Origin of the sequence: Streptomyces sp. NPDC060028 (assembly GCF_042736725.1) — a bacterium.
In the GTDB taxonomy this organism is placed as follows: Bacteria; Actinomycetota; Actinomycetes; order Streptomycetales; family Streptomycetaceae; genus Streptomyces.
This window is the reverse complement of the sequence record NZ_JBHWVJ010000044.1, coordinates 33,760-52,627: the sequence shown is the minus strand read 5'-3', so window position 1 is coordinate 52,627 and position 18,868 is coordinate 33,760. Positions and strand designations below refer to the sequence as shown.

Annotated in this window: 21 protein-coding genes; 15 read left to right on the top strand and 6 right to left on the bottom strand. The window is 72.0% G+C overall.

Annotated features, from left to right (window positions below; translation table 11 throughout):
• The first annotated feature begins 34 nt into the window (after window positions 1-34).
• The 8 genes from ACFWBF_RS22255 (at window position 35) to ACFWBF_RS22220 (ending at window position 8,525) form a co-directional block, all read left to right on the top strand.
• Complete coding sequence (locus ACFWBF_RS22255) at window positions 35-1,159, top strand: quinone-dependent dihydroorotate dehydrogenase (protein WP_385604517.1); 1,125 nt, start codon at window positions 35-37, stop codon at window positions 1,157-1,159.
• Window positions 1,160-1,164: 5 nt separating this feature from the next.
• Window positions 1,165-2,007 (top strand): orotidine-5'-phosphate decarboxylase, encoded by an 843-nt coding sequence (gene pyrF / locus ACFWBF_RS22250; RefSeq protein WP_385604538.1) that lies wholly within the window; start codon window positions 1,165-1,167, stop codon window positions 2,005-2,007.
• Between the two features lie 325 nt (window positions 2,008-2,332).
• Window positions 2,333-2,656 (top strand): integration host factor, encoded by a 324-nt coding sequence (locus ACFWBF_RS22245; RefSeq protein WP_008740406.1) that lies wholly within the window; start codon window positions 2,333-2,335, stop codon window positions 2,654-2,656.
• Window positions 2,657-2,717: 61 nt separating this feature from the next.
• Entirely contained in the window at window positions 2,718-3,281 is a 564-nt protein-coding gene (gene gmk, locus ACFWBF_RS22240; protein WP_385604514.1) for a guanylate kinase, read from the top strand.
• A 62-nt stretch (window positions 3,282-3,343) separates the two neighbouring features.
• Window positions 3,344-3,616: a DNA-directed RNA polymerase subunit omega gene (gene rpoZ / locus ACFWBF_RS22235; RefSeq protein ID WP_004948662.1), complete on the top strand. Its 273-nt coding sequence runs from the start codon at window positions 3,344-3,346 to the stop codon at window positions 3,614-3,616.
• Window positions 3,617-3,726: 110 nt separating this feature from the next.
• Complete coding sequence (gene coaBC / locus ACFWBF_RS22230; protein WP_385604511.1) at window positions 3,727-4,941, top strand: bifunctional phosphopantothenoylcysteine decarboxylase/phosphopantothenate--cysteine ligase CoaBC; 1,215 nt, start codon at window positions 3,727-3,729, stop codon at window positions 4,939-4,941.
• A gap of 195 nt (window positions 4,942-5,136) precedes the next feature.
• Window positions 5,137-6,345, top strand: a complete 1,209-nt coding sequence (gene metK, locus ACFWBF_RS22225) for a methionine adenosyltransferase (RefSeq protein ID WP_385224805.1) — start codon at window positions 5,137-5,139, stop codon at window positions 6,343-6,345.
• Between the two features lie 80 nt (window positions 6,346-6,425).
• Entirely contained in the window at window positions 6,426-8,525 is a 2,100-nt protein-coding gene (locus tag ACFWBF_RS22220; RefSeq protein WP_385604508.1) for a primosomal protein N', read from the top strand.
• A 196-nt stretch (window positions 8,526-8,721) separates the two neighbouring features.
• Here ACFWBF_RS22220 and ACFWBF_RS22215 read toward each other — a convergent pair whose 3' ends face one another.
• Complete coding sequence (locus ACFWBF_RS22215) at window positions 8,722-9,252, bottom strand: hypothetical protein (protein WP_385604505.1); 531 nt, start codon at window positions 9,250-9,252, stop codon at window positions 8,722-8,724.
• Window positions 9,253-9,535: 283 nt separating this feature from the next.
• Here ACFWBF_RS22215 and fmt point away from each other — a divergent pair, with 283 nt between their 5' ends.
• The 7 genes from fmt (at window position 9,536) to ACFWBF_RS22180 (ending at window position 15,250) form a co-directional block, all read left to right on the top strand.
• Window positions 9,536-10,480 (top strand): methionyl-tRNA formyltransferase, encoded by a 945-nt coding sequence (gene fmt, locus ACFWBF_RS22210; protein WP_385604502.1) that lies wholly within the window; start codon window positions 9,536-9,538, stop codon window positions 10,478-10,480.
• Window positions 10,481-10,555: 75 nt separating this feature from the next.
• Complete coding sequence (locus ACFWBF_RS22205; protein ID WP_385604500.1) at window positions 10,556-12,040, top strand: RsmB/NOP family class I SAM-dependent RNA methyltransferase; 1,485 nt, start codon at window positions 10,556-10,558, stop codon at window positions 12,038-12,040.
• 133 nt (window positions 12,041-12,173) lie between these two features.
• On the top strand, window positions 12,174-12,860 hold the full coding sequence (gene rpe / locus ACFWBF_RS22200; RefSeq protein WP_385604497.1) for a ribulose-phosphate 3-epimerase: 687 nt from the start codon (window positions 12,174-12,176) through the stop codon (window positions 12,858-12,860).
• 124 nt (window positions 12,861-12,984) lie between these two features.
• The gene (locus ACFWBF_RS22195) at window positions 12,985-13,998 is read left to right on the top strand and encodes a sugar-binding transcriptional regulator (protein ID WP_385224917.1); all 1,014 of its coding nucleotides are present in this window, start codon (window positions 12,985-12,987) and stop codon (window positions 13,996-13,998) included.
• 127 nt (window positions 13,999-14,125) lie between these two features.
• Window positions 14,126-14,347, top strand: coding sequence for a CarD family transcriptional regulator (locus ACFWBF_RS22190; protein ID WP_365918320.1), 222 nt, complete (start codon window positions 14,126-14,128; stop codon window positions 14,345-14,347).
• A 64-nt stretch (window positions 14,348-14,411) separates the two neighbouring features.
• Window positions 14,412-14,858: a ribonuclease domain-containing protein gene (locus tag ACFWBF_RS22185; RefSeq protein ID WP_385604494.1), complete on the top strand. Its 447-nt coding sequence runs from the start codon at window positions 14,412-14,414 to the stop codon at window positions 14,856-14,858.
• Complete coding sequence (locus tag ACFWBF_RS22180; protein ID WP_385604492.1) at window positions 14,855-15,250, top strand: barstar family protein; 396 nt, start codon at window positions 14,855-14,857, stop codon at window positions 15,248-15,250. Before ACFWBF_RS22185 ends, ACFWBF_RS22180 begins: the two co-directional genes overlap by 4 nt.
• Before the next feature lie 67 nt (window positions 15,251-15,317).
• Here the strand turns inward: ACFWBF_RS22180 and ACFWBF_RS22175 are convergent, their stop codons facing one another.
• The 5 genes from ACFWBF_RS22175 to ACFWBF_RS22155 form a co-directional block, all read right to left on the bottom strand.
• Window positions 15,318-15,791 (bottom strand): group II truncated hemoglobin, encoded by a 474-nt coding sequence (locus tag ACFWBF_RS22175; protein ID WP_385604489.1) that lies wholly within the window; start codon window positions 15,789-15,791, stop codon window positions 15,318-15,320.
• Window positions 15,788-16,117, bottom strand: coding sequence for a putative quinol monooxygenase (locus tag ACFWBF_RS22170; protein WP_385604486.1), 330 nt, complete (start codon window positions 16,115-16,117; stop codon window positions 15,788-15,790). The genes ACFWBF_RS22175 and ACFWBF_RS22170 overlap by 4 nt, the downstream gene beginning before the upstream one ends.
• Before the next feature lie 82 nt (window positions 16,118-16,199).
• Window positions 16,200-16,709 (bottom strand): hypothetical protein, encoded by a 510-nt coding sequence (locus ACFWBF_RS22165; RefSeq protein ID WP_385604483.1) that lies wholly within the window; start codon window positions 16,707-16,709, stop codon window positions 16,200-16,202.
• A gap of 60 nt (window positions 16,710-16,769) precedes the next feature.
• Entirely contained in the window at window positions 16,770-18,527 is a 1,758-nt protein-coding gene (locus tag ACFWBF_RS22160; protein ID WP_385604481.1) for an FAD-dependent oxidoreductase, read from the bottom strand.
• Window positions 18,524-18,796, bottom strand: coding sequence for a UBP-type zinc finger domain-containing protein (locus ACFWBF_RS22155; protein WP_385604478.1), 273 nt, complete (start codon window positions 18,794-18,796; stop codon window positions 18,524-18,526). The genes ACFWBF_RS22160 and ACFWBF_RS22155 overlap by 4 nt, the downstream gene beginning before the upstream one ends.
• Window positions 18,797-18,868: the final 72 nt, after the last annotated feature.

The following is an 18,868-nucleotide window of genomic DNA, read 5'->3' as shown; positions in this document are numbered from 1 at the left end:
CCCTCTTCATGAGCGCAGAGGGATCTTCCAGCCGATGTACAAACTCTTCTTCAACCTCGTCTTCAAGCGGATGGACCCGGAGCAGGCCCACTACACGGCCTTCCGCTGGATCCGCCTCACGGCCCGTACGCCGGTGCTGCGCACCTTCGTGGCGGCGGCCCTGGCCCCGCGCCACGCGTCGCTGCGCACCGAGGCGCTCGGCCTGCGGATGCACGGCCCCTTCGGCCTCGCCGCGGGCTTCGACAAGAACGCCGTCGCCATCGACGGCATGTCGATGCTCGGCTTCGACCACATCGAGATCGGCACCGTCACCGCCCAGGCCCAGCCGGGCAACCCGAAGAAGCGGCTCTTCCGGCTCGTGCCGGACCGCGCGCTGATCAACCGGATGGGCTTCAACAACGAGGGCTCCGCGGCCGTGGCCGAGCGCCTGGCCACCCGTACGGCGGCGCAGAAGAAGACACGGGGCAAGACCGTCGTCGGGGTCAACATCGGCAAGACGAAGGTCGTACCGGAGGAGGAGGCCGTCCAGGACTACGTCGCCTCGACCGAGCGCCTCGCCCGCCACGCCGACTACCTCGTGGTCAACGTCTCCTCGCCGAACACCCCGGGGCTGCGCAACCTCCAGGCCACCGAGTCCCTGCGCCCGCTGCTGGTGGCCGTGCGCGAGGCCGCGGACCGCGTGGTGACGGACCGGCGGGTCCCGCTGCTGGTCAAGATCGCGCCGGACCTCGCCGACGAGGACGTGGACGCGGTCGCCGACCTCGCGCTGGAGCTGGGCCTGGACGGCATCATCGCCACGAACACGACGATCGCGCGGGAGGGCCTGGGCCTTCGCTCCGACCCGTCCCTGGTGAAGGAGACCGGCGGGCTGTCCGGCGCCCCCGTCAAGCAGCGCTCCCTGGAGGTCCTGAGGCGGCTGTACGCCCGTGTGGGGGACCGGCTGGTGCTGGTGGGTGTCGGAGGCGTCGAGAACGCCGAGGACGCCTGGCAGCGGATCCTCGCCGGGGCGACCCTGGTGCAGGGCTACAGCGCCTTCATCTACGAGGGCCCGTTCTACGCCCGCGCCATCCACAAGGGCCTGGCCGCGCGCCTGGCCGCCAGCCCGTACGAGACGCTCGCCGACGCGGTGGGCGCCGAGACCCGAAAGGCCGCGCAGTGACCCCTGTGACCCCCGTGACCCCGTTCGGTGCCCGCCTGCGCGCCGCCATGGACTCGCGCGGCCCGCTGTGCGTGGGCATCGACCCGCACGCCGAGCTGCTGGCCTCCTGGGGCCTGAACGACGACATCGCGGGCCTGGAGCGGTTCTCCCGCACCGTCGTGGAGGCCCTGGCGGACTCGGTGGCGGTGTTCAAGCCGCAGGCCGCCTTCTTCGAACGGTTCGGGTCGCGGGGCATCGCGGTCCTGGAGCAGACCGTCGCGGACGCGCGGGCGGCCGGGTCCCTGGTCGTCATGGACGCCAAGCGGGGCGACATCGGCTCGACCATGGCCGCTTACGCCGAGACCTTCCTCTCACCTTCTTCGCCGCTGTTCTCGGACGCGCTGACGGTCTCCCCGTACCTGGGCTACGGCTCGCTGAAGCCGGCCGTGGAGCTGGCGCGGGAATCCGGGGCGGGCCTGTTCGTGCTGGCCCTCACCTCGAACCCGGAGGGTGCGGAGGTCCAGCGGGCGGTGCGCGCCGACGGGCTGTCGGTCGCCGCGACGATGCTGGCGCACCTGGCGGCGGAGAACGCGGGCGCGGAGCCGATGGGCTCCTTCGGCGCGGTCGTGGGCGCCACGCTCGGCGACCTCTCCTCCTTCGACCTGGACATCAACGGGCCGCTGCTGGCCCCCGGGATCGGCGCGCAGGGCGCGACGGCGCAGGACCTGCCGGGCGTCTTCGGCGCGGCCGTCCGCAACGTCGTGCCGAACGTGTCGCGGGGGGTGCTGAAGCACGGGCCGGACGCGGACGCCCTGCGCGCGTCGGCGAACGAGTTCGCGGAGGAGATCCGCAAGGCCGTGGCCGCCTGACACGACCTGCGCACGGCGCTCCCCGGACCCGGATTTCGGTCTTTCGGGGAGGCCGGCGGAGGGCTCGTCGCCCCACCTGACGAAATTCGAACGTCTTTCCTCGGACAAAACCGGGGTAGTTTGTCCGTGATGTACGGTTCAGTGGAGGCTGACCAGGACTTTTCGTCCGTTCTCGCTGACTGGAGCGGTCATGGCCGCTAGTCTCCGATCAGAGTGAACGAGCAGCGATCGAGCAACACCGCTGTTCGGGCCCTCTCCTGGCGTGGTGCCTTCGGGCTCCCCGCTGGTCCGTATCCGACAGTTCGACATCCGAGGTGACGTAGGCGTGGCTCTTCCGCCCCTTACCCCTGAACAGCGCGCAGCCGCGCTCGAAAAGGCCGCCGCGGCTCGCCGGGAGCGGGCCGAGGTGAAGAATCGACTCAAGCATTCCGGCGCCTCGCTCCAAGAGGTCATCAAGACGGGCCAGGAGAACGACGTCATCGGAAAGATGAAGGTCTCCGCCCTGCTGGAGTCCCTGCCTGGCGTGGGCAAGGTGCGCGCCAAGCAGATCATGGAGCGCCTCGGCATCTCCGAGTCTCGACGTGTTCGAGGTCTCGGCTCCAACCAGATCGCCTCTCTGGAGCGTGAGTTCGGCACTCCTGCCGGCTGACGCGTCGCCTGGAGTTCCCCCGGCGTTCTCAGGCAGTCCCGAGAAGCTGGATAATCGCTCTATGGCAGCAGAGGTTCGTCCGCGGCTGACCGTGCTCTCCGGCCCTTCGGGGGTCGGCAAGAGCACGGTCGTCGCGCATATGCGCAAGGTCCACCCCGAGGTCTGGCTCTCGGTGTCGGCCACCACCCGCAAGCCGCGGCCCGGTGAGCGACACGGAGTCCAGTACTTCTTCGTCAACGACGACGAGTTCGACAAGCTGATCGCCAACGGCGAGCTGCTCGAATGGGCCGAATTCGCGGGCAACCGCTACGGCACACCGCGCGGCGCAGTGCTGGAACGCCTGGAGAACGGCGAACCGGTACTGCTGGAGATCGACCTCCAGGGCGCCCGGCTCGTCCGCGAGTCGATGCCCGAGGCCCAGCTGGTCTTCCTGGCCCCACCGAGCTGGGACGAACTGGTCCGGCGGCTCACCGGCCGGGGCACCGAAACGGCCGAGGTGATCGCGCGCCGGCTCGACACCGCCAAGATCGAACTCGCTGCCGAGTCCGAGTTCGACACCACCCTTGTCAACACCTCCGTCGAGGACGTGGCCCGCGAGCTGCTAGCCTTGATGGAAGTTGTCTGATCGTTGATCGATTTTTGCATCGGTCAATGCTTGATCTTTCACCCATCTTCGGAAGGTAGAGCGTGTCCTCTTCCATCACTGCGCCCGAGGGCATCATCAACCCGCCGATCGACGAGCTGCTCGAGGCTACTGACTCGAAGTACAGCCTCGTGATCTACGCGGCCAAGCGTGCGCGTCAGATCAACGCGTACTACTCGCAGCTCGGTGAGGGCCTGCTCGAGTACGTCGGCCCGCTGGTGGACACCCACGTCCACGAGAAGCCGCTTTCGATCGCGCTGCGCGAGATCAACGCGGGTCTGCTGACCTCCGAGGCCATCGAGGCCCCGGCTCAGTAAGGCACCGAAATTCCTTTCACCACAGGCCCGGCAGAACATCTGCCGGGCCTGTGGTGTGTCATAGGCCCCATAGGTGTCACAGTGAGACGGATCCTGAAGGGGAGTGCCTGGTGGGTAAGCCGAAGGTCGTGCTGGGGGTCAGCGGCGGGATCGCCGCCTACAAGGCGTGCGAGCTGCTGCGCCGGCTGACCGAGTCCGGGCACGAGGTACGGGTGGTGCCGACGGCCGCGTCCTTGAACTTCGTGGGCGAGGCCACCTGGGCCGCCCTCTCCGGGAACCCGGCCTCCACCGAGGTCTGGGAGACCGTCCACGAGGTGCCGCACGTGCGCATCGGCCAGTCCGCGGACCTCGTCGTCGTCGCCCCGGCCACCGCCGACCTGCTGGCCAAGGCCGCCCACGGCCTCGCCGACGACCTGCTGACCAACACGTTGCTCACCGCGCGCTGCCCGGTGGTCTTCGCCCCCGCGATGCACACCGAGATGTGGGAGCACCCCGCCACCCAGGAGAACGTGGCCACGCTGCGCCGGCGCGGAGCCGTGGTCATCGAGCCCGCCGTCGGCCGGCTCACCGGCAAGGACACCGGCAAGGGGCGGCTGCCCGACCCCGAGGAGATCTACGAGGTCTGCCGCAGGGTCCTGGCACGCCCGGGGGCCGAGCCCGACCTCGCCGGACGACACGTGGTCATCAGCGCCGGCGGCACCCGGGAGCCGCTCGACCCCGTCCGTTTCCTCGGCAACCGCTCCTCGGGCAAGCAGGGCTACGCGCTCGCCCGCACCGCCGTCGCGCGCGGCGCCCGGGTCACGCTCGTCGCGGCCAACACCGCACTCGCCGACCCGGCCGGGGCGGACGTCGTACGGGTCGGCACGGCCGTCCAGCTGCGGGAGGCCGTGCTCAAGGCGGCCGCCGACGCCGACGCCGTCGTGATGGCCGCGGCCGTCGCCGACTTCCGGCCGGCCGAGTACGCCGGCGGAAAGATCAAGAAGAAGGACGGGGAGGACCCCGCGCCGGTCGCCCTCGTGCGCAATCCGGACGTGCTCGCCGAGATCTCCGCCGACCGGGCCCGGGAGGGTCAGATCGTGGTCGGTTTCGCCGCCGAGACGGACGACGTGCTCGCCAACGGGCGTGCCAAGCTCCTGCGCAAGGGGTGTGACCTTCTCGTCGTGAACGAGGTCGGCGAAGCCAAGACCTTCGGTTCCGAGGAGAACGAGGCCGTCATCCTGGCCTCCGACGGGGGTGAGACGCAGGTTCCCTACGGTCCTAAGGAAGCGCTGGCCGAAGTGATTTGGGACCAGGTCGCGGCTCGCCTCACATTCCGACGCGCCTGAGTGGAGCCTCTTTCCGCGGGCAAGTCCTTGCGCAAGAATGGAGTGCCGCAGGTCACACACCTCCCACAGAGCGAGACGGGTGGTCCGGCGTACGGTGGCGACCGATAAACTGCATCCGGAACGTGATCGGGCGCAGCCCCCGATGTGGTTCCGCCAAATGATCAGCCAGCAGCCGCTGCAACCCCAGGGAGCGTTGTGTCCCGTCGCCTGTTTACCTCGGAGTCCGTGACCGAGGGTCACCCCGACAAGATCGCTGACCAGATCAGCGACACGATCCTCGATGCGCTCCTCGCCGAGGACCCGACCTCGCGCGTGGCCGTGGAGACCCTCATCACCACCGGTCTCGTGCACATCGCGGGCGAGGTGACGACGAAGGCTTACGCGCCGATCGCCCAGCTCGTGCGCGACAAGATCCTCGAGATCGGTTACGACTCGTCCAAGAAGGGCTTCGACGGCGCCTCCTGCGGCGTCTCGGTGTCCATCGGCGCCCAGTCCCCGGACATCGCGCAGGGCGTCGACACCGCGTACGAGAAGCGGGTCGAGGGCGACGAGGACGAGCTCGACAAGCAGGGCGCCGGCGACCAGGGCCTGATGTTCGGCTACGCCTGCGACGAGACCCCCGAGCTCATGCCGCTCCCGATCCACATCGCGCACCGGCTCTCCCGCCGGCTGTCCGAGGTCCGCAAGAACGGGACCATCCCGTACCTGCGCCCCGACGGCAAGACCCAGGTCACCATCGAGTACGACGGTGACAAGGCCGTGCGCCTGGACACCGTCGTGGTCTCCTCGCAGCACGCCGCGGACATCGACCTGGACTCGCTGCTCGCTCCGGACATCCGCGAGTTCGTCGTCGAGCACGTGCTGGCCCAGCTCGTCGAGGACGGCATCAAGCTCGACACCGAGGGCTACCGGCTGCTGGTCAACCCGACCGGCCGCTTCGAGATCGGCGGCCCGATGGGCGACGCCGGCCTCACCGGCCGCAAGATCATCATCGACACCTACGGCGGCATGGCCCGCCACGGTGGCGGCGCCTTCTCCGGCAAGGACCCGTCCAAGGTCGACCGCTCCGCCGCGTACGCGATGCGCTGGGTCGCCAAGAACGTCGTCGCCGCCGGGCTCGCCTCGCGCTGCGAGGTCCAGGTCGCGTACGCCATCGGCAAGGCCGAGCCCGTCGGTCTCTTCGTCGAGACCTTCGGCACCGCCAAGGTCGACGTCCAGAAGATCGAGGAGGCCATCGGCGAGGTCTTCGACCTCCGCCCCGCCGCGATCATTCGCGACCTCGACCTGCTGCGCCCGATCTACGCCCAGACCGCCGCTTACGGCCACTTCGGCCGCGAGCTGCCGGACTTCACCTGGGAGCGCACGGACCGCGTGGACGCCCTGCGCGCCGCCGCCGGTCTGTAAGACCCTGCCGAACCGAACGGCCCCGGACTCTCCAGGTCCGGGGCCGTTCGTTGTCGGTGGCGTTTGGTAAGAATGCTGGTGTGAGCAGCGCGAACGATTCCCCGCCGGAACAGCTCGCCCTGATCCGGGAAATGGTGGCCGAGGCGAAGGCCAAGGCACCCAAGGCCAAACCCCGCACCTGGCGGGGGGCCGCCCTCGCCGAGGAGCTTCCGGTCGCCCGGATCCTCGTCAACAAGGGCGTGCTCCACCTCGACCAGCTGTGGGACTACGCCGTCCCCGCCGAGCTCGCCGAGAGCGCCCGGCCGGGCGTCCGCGTCCGGGTCCGCTTCGGCGCCGGCTCCCACCAGGTCCACGGCGGCCGCCGCGAGGGCGGCGGACTCATCGACGGGTTCATCGTCGAGCGGCGCGCCGAGTCCGACTACAGCGGCGCCCTCGCCGCCCTCGCCCAGGTCGTCTCGCCCGAAGTCGTGCTCGGCCCGAGCATGCTCGCCCTCGCCCGCGCCGTCGCCGACCGGTACGCCGGCAGCCTGGCCGACGTGCTCCAGCTCGCCCTGCCGGCGCGCAGCGCCCGCGCCGAGGCCAAGCCCTCGCCCGAGCCGCTGCCGCCGCCCGCCGTCCCCGAACCCGGCGGCTGGGAGCGGTACGGCAACGGCCCGGGCTTCCTGCGGGCCCTGGCCACCGGCGGGGCGCCCCGCGCCGTGTGGACCGCCCTGCCCGGCCCCGGCTGGGCCGACGAGCTGGCCCGCGCCATGGCCGCCACCCTCGCCTCCGGCCGCGGCGCCCTCGCCGTCGTACCCGACGGGCGCACCGCCGCCCGTGTCGACGCGGCGCTCACCGCCCTGCTGGGAGACGGGCGGCACGCGCTGCTCACCGCCGAGTCCGGGCCCGAGAAGCGCTACCGCCAGTGGCTGGCCGTGAGCCGCGGCTCGGTGCGGGCCGTCGTCGGCACCCGGGCCGCGATGTTCGCACCCGTACGGGACCTCGGGCTGGTCGCCGTCTGGGACGACGGGGACTCCAGCCACAGCGACGACAACGCCCCCTTCCCGCACGTCCGGGAGGTCCTGGAACTGCGGGCGGTCAGCGACGGCTGCGGCTTCCTCGCCGGGAGCACCAGCTGCACCGTCGAGGCCGCGCAGCTGGTGGAGTCGGGCTGGGCGCGCCCGCTGGCCGCGAGCCGCGAGACGGTACGGGCGTGCGCCCCGCGGATCCGGACCGTCGGCGACGAGCTGCTGGCCCGCGACGGCGCGGCGCGGGCCGCCCGGCTGCCGAGCCTGGCGTGGGAGACCGTACGGGAGGGGCTCAAGACCGGGCCCGTACTGGTGCAGGTGCCCCGGCGCGGCTATGTGCCCCGGCTCTCCTGCGAGCGGTGCCGGACACCTGCGCGGTGCACGGTCTGCGCGGGGCCGCTGGAGGCCCCCGACGCGCGGGACCTGCAGTGCGGGTGGTGCGGGCGGGCCGAGCCGGCGTGGCACTGCGAGGAGTGCGGTTCCTTCCGGCTGCGGGCCCAGGTGGTCGGCGCCCGGCGGACCGCCGAGGAACTGGGGCGGGCCTTCCCGGCCGTGCCCGTACGGACTTCCGGGCGCGACCACGTGCTGGACGAGGTGCCGGACCAGCCGGCGCTGGTGGTGTCCACCCCCGGCGCCGAACCGGTCGCGGCGGGCGCCGGGTACGCGGCGGCGCTGCTGCTCGACGGCTGGGCCATGCTGACCCGGCCCGACCTGCGGGCGGGCGAGGACGCGCTGCGGCGGTGGATCGCCGCCTCCTCGTTGGTACGGGGGGACGGGCAGGTCGTCGTGGTCGCCGAGCCGACGCTGCGGCCCGTCCAGGCGCTGGTGCGGTGGGACCCCGTCGGGCATGCGGTGCGGGAGCTCGCGGAGCGGGCCCAGCTCGGTTTCCCGCCGGTGTCGCGGATGGCGGCGGTGGCCGGGCGCGGTGAGGCGGTGGAGGCCTTCCTGGCCGGTGCGGGCCTGCCGGCGGACGCGGAGGTACTCGGGCCGGTGCCGCTGCCGGCTCGGCGCGGGGAGCCGTCCGCGGGGGAGCGCGCGCTGATCCGGGTCCCGCCGGGCAGTGGCGCTGCGCTGGCGGCGGCCCTGAAGTCGGCGCAGGCGGCCCGCCTGGCGCGGGGCGTGGCGGCGGCGGACGCGGTGCGGATCCGCATCGACCCGCCGGACATCGGCTGACGCCCCGCCGTTTCCCGGGGCTCCGCCCCACGCCCCGCGCCCCAAACGCCCGCGAGGCTGATCTTTGCCCGGCGACACCAGCCACATTCCGGCCCGAACGCCGAGCGCCCCCGGTGGGGCGGCCTGGGGTCGCTCCGCCGGGGGCGGGGTGGGGCGGGGGCCGTCGGGGGTCGGCGTCCCGGCGGCGGGGGACGGGTCAGCCGTTGCGGGGACCCGGGAAGGCGGCGGAGCGGGACGCGCCCGCGGCCGCCGCCTGGGACTCCTCGCGCAGCGGCTGCGGCGGGACCGAGCGGGCCGCCGGGACGGTGGGCAGCGGACCCAGCGTCCGGGTCGTCGTGCTCTCGGCCTGCTGCTCGCGCTCGGCGGACTCGGCGCTCTGCGCGCGCCGTGCACCGTAGCGCCGGTGCACGGCCTGCTTGGTGACGCCGAGCGCCGATCCGACCGCGTCCCACGAGAAGCCGAGCGAGCGGTCGAAGTCCACCGCGGCGGTGACCAGCGTCTCGACGCTGTCCCGCAGCTCCTGCGCGAGGCGGACGGTGGGCGCGGGCGCCCGGCCGTAGACGACGAAGCCCGTGGAGGGACCTGAGCGGCGCGGGCGGTACACGTTGCCGAGCTGGGCGGTGAGCGTACGCAGAGCATCCACCTGGCGGCGAACCCGCTCGATGTCCCGCACCAGGAGGTGCAGGCTGGCCCGTGCTTGGGCGTCGTGGGTGGCGTGGTCGGCCATGAAGAAGCCTCTCGAACCGGTGCTGAAGAGCGGATAGGGCCGCAGACACCGTTCAAACGCGGCCCGTGTAGGTCAATCTCTCTTGACCAACGCGCCACCCGGCGCCCAGGTCACGCTATGGGGGCGTGTCGGCATATGCGAGGGGCGCGTGTGTGTGCGTACGCCCCCTCACGGCCCGCATGCGGCCCCACCCCGGCGGCGGCATGACCGCAGGTGGGCCGCCCTCGCGGACAGACCATAGACTGGTGCGCTGCTGACAGCCGAGATAGCGAGGTAGACACCGGTGAAGCTCGTCTTCGCAGGCACCCCCGAGGTCGCCGTACCCGCCCTGGACGCCCTGATCGCCTCCGGGCGTCACGAGGTCGCCGCCGTCATCACCCGTCCCGACGCACCGGCCGGCCGCGGCCGCCGCGTCGTCGCCAGCCCTGTCGCGGAGCGCGCCGAGGAGGCCGGGATCGAGGTCCTCAAGCCCGCCCGGCCGCGCGACCCGGACTTCCAGGCCCGGCTGCGCGAGATCGGCCCCGACTGCTGTCCGGTGGTCGCGTACGGTGCGCTGATCCCCAAGAGCGCCATCGAGATCCCCCGCCACGGGTGGGTCAACCTGCACTTCTCGCTGCTGCCCGCCTGGCGCGGGGCCGCGCCCGTACAGCACTCGGTCATGGCGGGGGACCAGGTCACCGGAGCCTCCACCTTCCAGATCGAGGAGGGCCTCGACTCCGGTCCGGTCTACGGGATCCTGACCGAGGAGGTCCGTCCCACCGACACCAGCGGCGACCTGCTGACCCGGCTCGCCTTCGCCGGCTCCGGACTGCTGTCCGCGACCATGGACGGCATCGAGGACGGCACCCTGCACGCCGTTCCGCAGCCCACCGACGGGATCTCGCTCGCCCCGAAGATCACCGTCGAGGACGCCCGGATCGACTGGAAGGCCCCGGCGATGCGCGCGGACCGCGTGGTGCGCGGCTGCACGCCGGCGCCGGGCGCCTGGACGGTCTTCCGCGGCGAGCGGCTCAAGCTGATCTCGCTGGGACTGGTGAGCGACCGCACGGACCTGGAGCCCGGGGTGCTGGCCCCCGCCAAGAACAACCTCTACGTCGGCACCGGATCGCACGCCGTGGAACTGCTCTGGGTGCAGCCCCAGGGCAAGAAGCCGATGAAGGGCGCCGACTGGGCCCGCGGGGTGCGCATCGCTCCCGGCGAGCGGCTCGGCGGGGCCGACGTAGGCTGAACCGAGCCGTACTCCTCCTCCTCCTTCTCCTCACCCGTAGCACCTCGTACCTCGTAACCCCGGAGCACCTTTCACGTGAGCGAACAGCCTCGTCAGCCTCGTCGCCAACCTGCAGCCGGCGGGGGCGGCAAGCCGTCCGGCAAGCAGGCCAAGCCGCACCGGCGCCCCAAGAAGGACCCCGTCCGCATGCTGGCCTTCGAGGCGCTGCGGGCGGTGGGCGAGCGCGATGCGTACGCCAACCTCGTCCTGCCGCCGCTGCTGCGCAAGGCCCGCCAGGACGAGAACTTCCAGGCGCGGGACGCGGCGCTGGCCACCGAGCTGGTGTACGGGACGCTGCGCCGCCAGGGGACGTACGACGCGGTCATCAAGGCCTGCATCGACCGGCCGCTGCGCGAGGTCGACCCGCCGGTGCTGGACGTGCTCTCGCTCGGCGCGCACCAGCTGCTCGGCACCCGGATCCCCACCCACGCGGCGGTCTCCGCGAGCGTGGAGCTGGCCCGCGTGGTGCTCGGGGACGGGCGCGCGAAGTTCGTGAACGCCGTCCTGCGCAAGATCGCCGCGCACGACCTGGAGGGGTGGCTGGAGAAGGTCGCCCCGCCCTACGAGGACGACGCCGAGGAACACCTCGCGATCTACCACTCGCACCCCCGCTGGGTGGTCAGCGCCCTGTGGGACGCGCTCGGCGGCGGCCGCGCCGGCATCGAGGACCTGCTGGAGGCCGACAACGAGCGGCCCGAGGTCACGCTGGTGGCGCGCCCGGGCCGGTCCACGGCGCAGGAGCTGCTGGAAGCGGTGGGCGAGGACTCGGCGCTGCCGGGCCGCTGGTCCCCGTACGCCGTCCGGATGTCCGAGGGCGGCGAGCCGGGCGCGCTGGAGGCGGTCCGCGAGGGCCGCGCCGGGGTCCAGGACGAGGGCAGCCAGCTCGTGGCGATGGCCCTGGCCCAGGTGCCGGTCGAGGGCCGCGACGGCCGCTGGCTCGACGGCTGCGCGGGCCCGGGCGGCAAGGCGGCGCTGCTGGCGGCGCTGGCCGCGCAGCGCGGGGCGTTCCTGCTGGCCTCCGAGAAGCAGCCGCACCGGGCGCGCCTGGTCGAGCGGGCGCTCGCCGGGAACCCGGGGCCGTACCAGGTCATCACGGCCGACGGCACCCGCCCGCCGTGGCTGCCGGGGTCCTTCGACCGGGTGCTGATGGACGTTCCGTGCACCGGCCTGGGCGCGCTGCGCCGCCGCCCCGAGGCGCGCTGGCGCCGTCGCCCGGAAGACCTGGAGAGCTTCGGGCCGCTCCAGCGGGCGCTGCTGCGGGAGGCCCTCTCGGCGGTCCGGGTGGGCGGTGTCGTGGGCTACGCGACGTGCTCGCCGCACCTGGCGGAGACCCGCGTGGTGGTGGAGGACGTCCTGAAGGGCCGCGGCGCGGGCGCGACCCCCGTCGCCGCGGAACTGATCGACGCCCGCCCGTACATGAGCGGCGTACCGGCCCTGGGCGACGGCCCGGACGTCCAGCTGTGGCCGCACCTGCACGGCACGGACGCGATGTACCTGGCGCTGATCCGGCGCACGGGGTAGGCCCCGGGCCCGGCCCGTGTGTCCGGGGGGTGTGGAGGGGGCCGGGAGGCCCCTGCGCGCGCCGGATCGCTGCGGTTTCGGCGACTTCCGGGGTAGTGGCCGGAACCCGCCGACGGCATGGCACGCTTGGGGCATGGCCGTTCAGATCAATCCCAGCATCCTGTCCGCCGACTTCGCCCGACTCGCCGAGGAGGCGAAGGCCGTCGAGGGGGCCGACTGGCTGCACGTCGACGTGATGGACAACCATTTCGTCCCGAATCTCACTCTCGGTGTGCCGATCGTCGAGTCGCTGAGCCGCGCGACGGACATTCCGCTGGACCTGCACCTGATGATCGCGGACCCCGACCGCTGGGCCCCCCAGTACGTCGAGGCCGGCGCGGGCTCCGTCACCTTCCACGCCGAGGCCGCTGCCGCGCCCGTGCGCCTCGCGCGGGAGATCCGGGCCAAGGGGGCCCGGGCGTCCATGGCGCTCAAGCCCGCGACGCCGATCGAGCAGTACGAGGACATCCTTCCCGAGCTCGACATGGTGCTGATCATGACGGTCGAGCCGGGCTTCGGCGGCCAGCCCTTTCTCGACATCATGCTCCCCAAGATCCGCCGGACCCGGGAGCTGATCGCCAAGCACGGTCTGGAGGTCTGGGTCCAGGTCGACGGCGGGGTCTCGGCCTCGACCATCGAGCGCTGTGCCGAGGCCGGCGCGGACGTCTTCGTCGCGGGCAGCGCGGTCTACGGAGCGGTCGACCCGTCGGCTGCCGTGCGTACGCTCCGTGAGCAGGCGGGCGCCGCCGTCGCCGCGGCGCCCTGGGCTTGCGACCACTGAGTCGAGCGTTGGTGAACAGCTCGGTGAACGGTAGCTGTCCAGGCTGATCAACGGTCGTCGGATCTGACAGGATGAACGGCGAGTCGAGAGTGTGAACAGCAGTGAGGAGAACGCGGTGTCTGCAATGTCGGCGGGACGGTCAGCCCTGCGGATGGGACCCGCGGAGCTGGTGCAGGCGGCGGCCATGGCGCGCCGCTTCTACCTGGAGGGCAAGTCCAAGATCCAGATCGCCGAGGAGTTCGGCGTGAGCCGCTTCAAGGTGGCCCGGGTCCTCGAGACGGCCCTGGAGCGCGACCTCGTACGGATCGAGATCCGGGTGCCCGCCGAGCTCGACGCGGAGCGCTCGGACGCGCTGCGCGCCCGGTACGGGCTGCGGCACGCGGTGGTGGTCGAGTCCCCGGCCGATGCCACCGAGGACGCGCCGGACCCCGAGAACCTGGGCGCGGTCGCCGCCGATCTCCTCGGCGAGCTGGTCAACGAGGGCGACGTGCTCGGCCTGGCGTGGGGCCGCTCGACCATCCACATGGCCGCCTCCCTGCACCGGCTGCCTCCCTGCACCGTGGTCCAGCTGACCGGGGTGTACGACGCGGGCACCGCCGAGCGCGGGTCCGTGGAGGCCGTCCGCAGGGCCGCGCAGGTCTCGGGGGGCGACGCGCACCCGATCTACGCGCCGATGCTGCTGCCCGATCCGGCCACCGCGGCAGCGCTGCGGGGCCAGACGGGGATCGCGCGGGCCTTCGAGTACTTCGACAAGGTCACGGTCGCGGCGGTGTCGATCGGCTCCTGGGAGCCGGGCATCTCCACCGTCCACGACATGCTGACCGACGAGGAGCGGGCGCACTACGCCTCCCTCGGTGTGGCGGCCGAGATGTCGGCTCACCTGTTTGACGCAGAGGGCCGCCGGGTGGGCCGGGACCTCGGCGAGCGGTGCATCACCGTGGAGGCGGACCGGCTGCGCCGGATCCCCGAGGTGGTCGCCATCGCCGGCGGGCTGCGGAAGGCTTCCGCGATCGGGGCGGTGCTGCGGTCGGGGCTGGTGACCAGCCTGGTCACGGACACGGCCGTCGCGGACTACCTGCTGACCGAGTCGCAGCCCGGGCTGCGGCCGGCGCTGGAGCGGGCCGACCCCGACGAGTGATTGTTCGGATTCTTCGGACGAATGGCGTCCAAACACGGCTCCGCGGTGTTCGCTGATGCGGATGGTGCCGTAATTGAGATCCGAACGGCGGACCGTGCGGCGGCCTCTGGGGCGCATACTGGTTCCAATGACAAAGTCAGCAGTACCTCGCCGCCATTTGCCGTCCAGCCCGTTCAAGGCCCCCGTGGAACCGCCGGTACGGCAGTTCAGCGTGGGCGACCGGGTTACTCACGATGAACACGGTCTCGGCCGTGTCGTCGGTATCGAGGAGGGGATCGCTGTCCTCGTTGACTTCGGTTCGGTCCAGAAACGAGTCCTGAGCCCTTACACCAAGATGGCCGCGCTCTGAGGCCTCGGCCGGTGCGGGCGTTACGCGATTCGCGAGCGAATCGGATATTTGGCACGATCGGTGCATGATCTTTCGGAACGTGCCCCGATCGTTGCTGCGTTTGCTGGGGGCCGTGTTCCTCTGTGCGGCGCTGGTGGGTGCGGTGGGATGCAGTGCGAAGAGTCCCGCGCCCGCCGCCAGTACCGGCGCCGGTTCGCCGGGTGCCGTCCCGTCGACGCCCGGGTGGGCGAAGGGGATGGCGACCGTACGGGCTGCCGAGTTGCCGCAGCAGGCCCGGGACGTCCTTGCGCTGATCGACAAGGGCGGGCCGTACGCGTACCGGCAGGACGGGACGGTCTTCGGGAACTTCGAGAAGGCCCTGCCCAAGCAGAAGCGCGGCTACTACCACGAGTTCACGGTGAAGACGCCGGGGGAGCGGGACCGCGGGGCACGGCGGATCGTGACCGGTGAGGGTGGGGAGTTCTTCTACACGGACGACCACTACAAGACCTTCGAGGCGGTTCTCCGATGACGCTGGATCCTCAGCCGCTGACCCCTGCCCTGGCCGCCGCCGAGGAGGCGGGGTGGACGACGGTACGGCTGGACCTGGACGGCGTACGGAGCAAGACCGGGCTGATGCGGCGGTGCGGGGACGCGCTGCGGGTGCCGGAGTACTTCGGGGGCAACTGGGACGCGCTGGCGGATGCGCTGCGCGACCTGTCGTGGCTGCCGGACGCGGATCCGCCGGGGCGGTTGCTGGTCGTGACCTCGTGGCGGGCCTTTGCCGCCGTGCGGCCGGACGACTGGGACACCCTGCGGGAGGTCCTGGAGGAGGCCGTGGACTTCTGGCGCGAGGGTGACGGTCCCGGCCTGACCGTGCTGGTGGCCGAGCCGCCGCGGCGCGAGCCGACCGCCGGGCGCTGAGGCGCGGGTCGTCCGCCGGGGCCGGGCCCCGGATCCCGCGCCTCACTCGCCTCACGCGCCGGAACGGTCAGCCCTTCGGGATCCAGGGCGGGGTCTGGCCCCAGGACCAGACGGGGATCTTGGCCGCGTCGACCGGGGGCGGGTTGGGTCCCGAGTAGATCAGGGCCATGCGGGTGCCCCACTCGATGTAGTACGCGAAGACCGCGCGGAACTCCGGGTCCGACGGCAGGCCCACCTCGTCGGCCGTGTCCATCAGCAGGTCCACCCAGCGGCGGCGCTGCTTCTCGGTGATGCCGCGGCCCAGGTGTTTGGTGGCCATGTGCTGGTGGCCGCCGTGGTGGGCCGTGTACTGCGCCGGGCCGCCGAAGACCTCCGACAGCCAGACCGCGACGTGCCGGGGGTGCTCCGCGTCCATGCCCGCGAAGACCGGGGCCAGGATCTCGTCCCGCAGGGCGTGGGCGTAGAAGGCGTCGGTGAGGCGGTTCATCGCCTCCGCCCCGCCCATCCACGCGTAGATGGTGGGTGTGGTGCTGTTGGTCATGACTGTTCGGCGGCCTTTCCCGGGCCGGCCACCGCGGTGACGAGGTAGTGCTGCATCTCCTCGATGGCCGTCACGTACGGACGGATCGCGCTGAAGAACGCCGGGAAGTGCTCGCCCTTGCGGAATCCGTTGAGGTGCGCGTCGACGGAGGTCCAGCGGATGCGCAGGATGTAGCGCTCCTTCTCCTCCTCGCAGCGGGCCAGTTCGTAGTCGACGCACTCGGGTGAGGCGGCCAGGGCCTCGGCGGCCTTCCGGTACGACTCCTCGAAGGCCGGCTGGTCGTCCAATGCGATCCGGTAGCGGATGTATTCGACGGTCGTGGTCATGGTGCGTGCCTCTCCCTCGGACGGGGTGTGGGTCGCCGCCAACCCTTTCGGGATCATGCGCGGGTGTGGGGCGCTTTCGTCCTTATGACGCAGACTTCCTGGAGTCTGTGACATCGGGGCCCTCCGCGCGGACCTGCTGCACCTTGGCCAGGGAGTCCCGGAGCTCCGTGAGCCACTCGTCCGTGTTGCGCGCGACGAGGCGGACGCACCAGGCCAGTGCGTCGGCGCGGCTGCGCGCCACGCCTCCGGCGACCAGGGTGTCGAGGACCTGGCGCTCGGGCTGGCGCAGGCGGGTCATCACCGGGACCGCGAGGTGGGTGAAGACGGTCCGCTCCTCACCCGACTGCACGGCCCAGGCGACCTTGCGGCGGTAGAGGTCCTCCGCCTCGCGCGCGACCTCGATGCGCTGTTCCCGCGTGCGTTCGCGGAACTCCTTGACCGACTCGGTCGCCGGGATGGTGCCGACGACCGTGATCTCCTCGCGGTCGAGGGCCACCTCGGTCAGGGACTCGTAGACGTCCACCGGCAGGCGGTCCGCGAACCACGTGCGGAGCTGTTCGCTCTGCTGCTCGTTGAGCTCGGATGTAATCATGTAATCAACGTTGCATCCGTAGTGGGCTTGATCGCAAGCGGTTCGCGTCCGCGTTCGCTCTCAGCCCATCGAGCGGTACCGGTGGATCAGCGACACCGCCATCGCGCCCTCGCCCACGCCCGAGGCGACCCGCTTGACCGAGTGGGCCCGTACGTCGCCCGCCGCGAAGACGCCGGGGACGCTGGTCTCCAGCGGATAGGGGGCCCGCTCCAGACTCCACTCCTCGGGGAGTTCGCCGCCGTTGGAGATCAGGTCGGAGCCGGTGAGCACGAATCCGTGGCCGTCGCGCTCCACGACGTTCGACAGCCAGTCCGTGTGCGGGCGGGCGCCGATGAAGGTGAACATGAAGCGCGCCGGGATCTCCTCGTCCTCGCCCGTCACCGAGTCGTGCAGGGTGATGCGCTCCAGGTGTTCGTCGCCGTCCAGGCAGACCACCGTCGTGTGGGCCCGGACCTCGATGTGGGGGGTGCGCTCGATCTCGTCGATCAGGTAGCGGGACATGCTGGCGTCCAGGGACCGCGCGCGGACCAGGATCGTGACCCGGGCCGCGTACTTGGCGAAGTGCACCGCCGCCTGGCCGGCCGAGTTGGCGCCGCCCACGATGAACACGTGCTGCGAGATGCACGCCGAGCTCTCCGTGGTGGCCGCCCCGTAGTACAGGCCGGCGCCCTCGAAGCGGTCCGCGCCCGGCGCCTGGAGGCGGTTGTACGAGACGCCCGTGGCCAGGAGCACCGTCTCGGCGCTGATCTCCGTACCGTCCGCCAGCGTCAGGATCTTGGCCGGGTCGTCGCGGGTCAGCGAGACCACCTCCACCGGGTGCAGGATCTCGGCGCCGAACCGGGAGGCCTGGATGGTGGCGCGCCGCGTCAGGTCCCCGCCGGAGAGGCCCGAGGGGAAGCCGAGGTAGTTCTCGATCAGGCTGGAGGTGCCGGCCTGGCCGCCCGGGGCGCGGGAGTCCAGCATGAGCGTGGACAGCCCCTCGGAGGCCGAGTAGACGCCCGCCGCGAGGCCCGCGGGGCCGGCGCCGACGATGACGCACTCGTAGTGCGGGCGCGAGGCGGTGGTGGCCAGGCCCAGGCGCCGGGCGAGCTCGGTGTCGGTGGGCGCGGAGAGCACGGAGCCGTCCGGGAAGCGCACCAGCGGGAGCGCCGCGTCGGCCTGGGCGGCGGCGATCACGGTCAGCGCCTCCGGGTCCCGCTCGACGTTGAGGAAGCGGAAGGGCTGGCCGTTACGGGTGAAGAAGTCGCGGACGGCGTGGGTGCCGGGGGAGACCAGGTGGCCCGCGACGATGATCCCGTCGTACGCCGGGCGGTAGGTGGCGAGCCAGTCGGAGAGCAGGTCGTCGAGTACGGGGAAGAGCCGCTCGTGCGGCGGGTCCCACGGCTTGAGCAGGTAGTAGTCCAGCCGCACCCGGTTGATGGCGGTGATCGCCGCGTCCGTCTCGGCGTACGCCGTCAGCAGCACGCGGCGGGCGTCCGGGAAGCGGCTGACGGCTTCGAGGAGGAACTCGACGCCGGTGACGTCGGGCATCCGCTGGTCCACGAGGAACAGGGCCGGGTCGTGGCCGCGCTCGTCCAGGGAGTCCAGGATCTTGAGGGCGTCGGCGGCCGAGGAGGCGCCGAGCACCCGGTAGCGGTCGCCGTAGGCGCTGCGCAGGTCCCGGCGGACGGCGCGCAGCACCTGTGGGTCGTCGTCCACGGCCAGGATGACGGGCTTCTTGTTCTCCGCGCGCTCGGTCGCGTGCCGGGTCGCGTGCTCGGTCGCGTGCTCGTTGGTGGGGGCGGTCCTGGGAGCCGGGCTCTCCGGGGCCGCGCTCATGCCGGGTCCAGCATCAGCTTGTCGGCGTAGCACCAGGCCCAGTCCTCACCGGGCTCGTGGGAAGCCGCGACGGGGTGCCCGGTGGCGCCGTAGTGCCGGGTGGCGTGACGGTTCTTCGAGGAATCGCAGCATCCGACGTGCCCGCAGCTCAGGCACATCCGCAGGTGCACCCAGGTGTCGCCGGAGACGAGGCATTCCTCGCAGCCCTCGGTACCGGGCTTCACCGGACGTATCTGATCGATGTGTCGGCACAACAGTTCCCTCGTCATCGTCCCCGTCCCTCTCCTCATGTCCCGCGCCCGTGATTCACGACGCGTCCAGACCATAGGACGCGCCCGTTG

Excerpts from the sequence above, each read along its gene's own strand:
- gmk (WP_385604514.1), top strand. The coding sequence starts at position 2,718 with ATGGCAGCAGAGGTTCGTCCGCGGCTGACCGTGCTCTCCGGCCCTTCG.
- rpe (WP_385604497.1), top strand. The coding sequence starts at position 12,174 with ATGGCCGTTCAGATCAATCCCAGCATCCTGTCCGCCGACTTCGCCCGA.
- ACFWBF_RS22215 (WP_385604505.1), bottom strand. The coding sequence starts at position 9,252 with ATGGCCGACCACGCCACCCACGACGCCCAAGCACGGGCCAGCCTGCAC.
- ACFWBF_RS22165 (WP_385604483.1), bottom strand. The coding sequence starts at position 16,709 with ATGATTACATCCGAGCTCAACGAGCAGCAGAGCGAACAGCTCCGCACG.
- ACFWBF_RS22185 (WP_385604494.1), top strand. The coding sequence starts at position 14,412 with ATGATCTTTCGGAACGTGCCCCGATCGTTGCTGCGTTTGCTGGGGGCC.
- ACFWBF_RS22180 (WP_385604492.1), top strand. The coding sequence starts at position 14,855 with ATGACGCTGGATCCTCAGCCGCTGACCCCTGCCCTGGCCGCCGCCGAG.
- ACFWBF_RS22155 (WP_385604478.1), bottom strand. The coding sequence starts at position 18,796 with ATGACGAGGGAACTGTTGTGCCGACACATCGATCAGATACGTCCGGTG.
- ACFWBF_RS22160 (WP_385604481.1), bottom strand. The coding sequence starts at position 18,527 with ATGAGCGCGGCCCCGGAGAGCCCGGCTCCCAGGACCGCCCCCACCAAC.
- ACFWBF_RS22195 (WP_385224917.1), top strand. The coding sequence starts at position 12,985 with ATGTCGGCGGGACGGTCAGCCCTGCGGATGGGACCCGCGGAGCTGGTG.
- ACFWBF_RS22255 (WP_385604517.1), top strand. The coding sequence starts at position 35 with ATGTACAAACTCTTCTTCAACCTCGTCTTCAAGCGGATGGACCCGGAG.
- ACFWBF_RS22190 (WP_365918320.1), top strand. The coding sequence starts at position 14,126 with ATGACAAAGTCAGCAGTACCTCGCCGCCATTTGCCGTCCAGCCCGTTC.
- ACFWBF_RS22175 (WP_385604489.1), bottom strand. The coding sequence starts at position 15,791 with ATGACCAACAGCACCACACCCACCATCTACGCGTGGATGGGCGGGGCG.
- ACFWBF_RS22170 (WP_385604486.1), bottom strand. The coding sequence starts at position 16,117 with ATGACCACGACCGTCGAATACATCCGCTACCGGATCGCATTGGACGAC.